The sequence below is a fragment of the Streptomyces sp. ActVer genome (genome assembly GCF_027270795.1).
Classification (GTDB): Bacteria; Actinomycetota; Actinomycetes; order Streptomycetales; family Streptomycetaceae; genus Streptomyces; species Streptomyces umbrinus_A.
Genome location: NZ_JAPWHT010000783.1, coordinates 1 through 2,401, shown reverse-complemented (window position 1 = coordinate 2,401; position 2,401 = coordinate 1). Strand labels below are relative to the sequence as shown.

Genomic DNA, 2,401 nt, shown 5'->3' with positions numbered 1-2,401 from the left:
TGGCACCGCGCCGCCGCCACACTCGGGCCCAGCCGACGGCTCGCGGGGGAGCTGCGCACATCGGCGCACGAGGCCCGGGCCGCGGGCGAACACGCGCTGGCCTGCGCCCTCCTCGAACGGGCCGCCGTACTGACCCCAGACCCACGGGAACGACCCCGCCTGCTGGCCCGGGCCGCCGCCGACGCCTGGCGCTCCGGCGACGCCGACCGGGCCCGCCGCCTCGCGGCCCACGGAGACGTCGACGGGCTGAGCGGACTGCTCGCTCTACGCGCGGGGAACGCCACGGAGGCCTTCGACGCGCTGCTCGCGGAGGCGGTACGCGGAGTGGAGTCGGGGGAGCGGGCACTCGCCGGCGAACCGGGCAGAGGCACCGACGGCGACCGCACGGTCGGCGGCGCGCTCATCGAGGGCGCGGGCGCGGTCCGAGGCGTACGCCCTGCCGCGCCGGCCGCCCCCGACGTTGCCGCGCACCTGGTGGCACGTGCCACCGAAGCCGCCGTCTACACCGGTGACCTGCGCCGATGCCTGGAGGCCGCGGTCGTCGCCGACCGGTACGGGATCGTGTCACCCGGCACGCTCGGGGGACTGGCCGCCGCGTTCGAAGGGCGGTACGAGGACGCCCGCGACCTCCTGAAAGCGGCCGCCGGGCGCTGCGGACCCGGCGGCGACCCCACCTCGCTGATCCACTCCTCGATCGCCGCTCTGATGCTCGGCGACCACACCCTCGCCGCCTCCGCGGCCGTACGCGCCGCCGCCTCCGCCCGTGCCAGGGGCGAGTCCATGACCGTCCCGCAGGCCATGGAGTTCCGGGCGTACGCCGAGTTCTGGACGGGCCGCCCACGGGCCGCGGGCGCCGCCACCCTGGACGCCCTGCGCCAGGCGTACGCCACCGGGCAGGACAACGGGGCCTGCCATCTCCAGGCCGCCCTCGCCATGTTCGCCGCCGTCACCGGCGACGAGGACGTCTGCCGGGCCCGCGCCGAAGCGGCCCGTACCTACGCCCTGGCACGAGGCCTCGGCCTTGCCGCCGCCCTCGCCCTGTGGGCGCTCGCCTTCCTCGACCTCAGCACCGGTCGCTACGCGGCGTCCGCGTCCCGGCTGCGCGCCCTCGCCGGATTCGGCCCCGGCCACGGACACCGGGCCGTACGCCATCTCGCCACCCCGCACTACGTGGAAGCCGCCGTCCGAACCGGCGACACCCGCGTCGCACGGGCCGCCCACGCCGACTACGACCGCTGGGCGAGCGCCGTCCGCAGCCCCGACGACCTTGCCCTCAGCGCCCGTTGCCGCGCCCTGCTGGCCACCGGGCCCGAAGCCGTCGAGCACTACCGGACCGCCCTCGACCTGCATGCCGGCGGTACCCGCGACTTCGAACGCGCCCGTACGGAGCTGCTGTTCGGCGGTGCGCTTCGACGGCAGCGCAACCGTACGGAGGCGCGTGACCGGCTGCACAGCGCGCTCGAAGCGTTCCTGCACTTCGGTGCGCCGCAGTGTGCCGCGCAGGCGCGGGGGGAACTCCGTGCCTTGGGTGAGCCCGCCCAACCGCCGGGCGGGGCACGCGACTTGGCCGCACTGCTCACCGCCCAGCAGCTGACGGTGGCCCGCATGGCCGCCGACGGGGCGACCAACCGGGAGATCGCCTCCCGGCTGCTGCTCAGTCCGCGCACGATCGATCACCATCTGCGGGGGGTGTTCAACCGGCTTGGTATTCGGTCGCGGATCGAGCTGGTGAGGTTGTTGGCGTCGGAGGAGTGAGCGCCGCCGGGATGCTGTTCTTTGTCCGCGGGCCGGTTGCGGCTGGTCGCGCCCACGCGGCGGAGCCGCAAAATGTCACAGCCCCGCGCCTCTCAAGGGGAGCTGAAGGCCTCCGCGTTCCACGTTCCCCCAAGCCGTGGTGCGAGCCAACTGCCCGCCATAGTGCGGAAGTCCGCTGCAGGGAGCTGACCCGAACCCTCCGGAACCGCACCGAGGAGTGGTGTCTCGGCGACCGTCGGCAGATCCGCGAGGTTGCAACGTGATGCGAGGTCCGGGTCGTTCGGCCAGCTGCCCAGTACGACACCCAGCAGGTCGAGGCGACGGGCCCGCAGTTCGCGGGCCGTCAGCTCCGTCGTGTTGAGCGTGCCGAGTCCGGCTGATGCGACCACCAGGACGGGTGCGTCCAGCAGTCGTGCCGCGTCCGCGAGTGTGCCGCCCTCGTCGTCGAACCGTACGAGAAGGCCGCCCGCCCCTTCGACCAGCACGAGGTCGTGGTCGGCGGCCAACTTGCCCGCCGCCTCCGCCACTTCGGCCGGTCGGACGGGCGCGAGACCGCAGCGCCGGGCCGCCGTGGCGGGAGCCAACGGCTCGGGGTAGCGGGCGAGTTCGACGGACGTCACCGGGCCCGCGAGCCGGGCCACCTCGT

At 74.8% G+C, this 2,401-nt stretch carries 2 protein-coding genes; one reads left to right on the top strand and one right to left on the bottom strand.

Features of this window, described 5'->3' with window-relative positions; all coding sequences use genetic code 11:
- On the top strand, positions 1 to 1,755 hold a 1,755-nt coding region (locus tag O3Q52_RS51995; protein ID WP_269655386.1), incomplete at its 5' end, for a LuxR family transcriptional regulator.
- A 92-nt stretch (positions 1,756 to 1,847) separates the two neighbouring features.
- Here O3Q52_RS51995 and bioD read toward each other — a convergent pair.
- On the bottom strand, positions 1,848 to 2,401 hold a 554-nt coding region (bioD, locus tag O3Q52_RS51990; RefSeq protein WP_269655385.1), incomplete at its 5' end, for an ATP-dependent dethiobiotin synthetase BioD.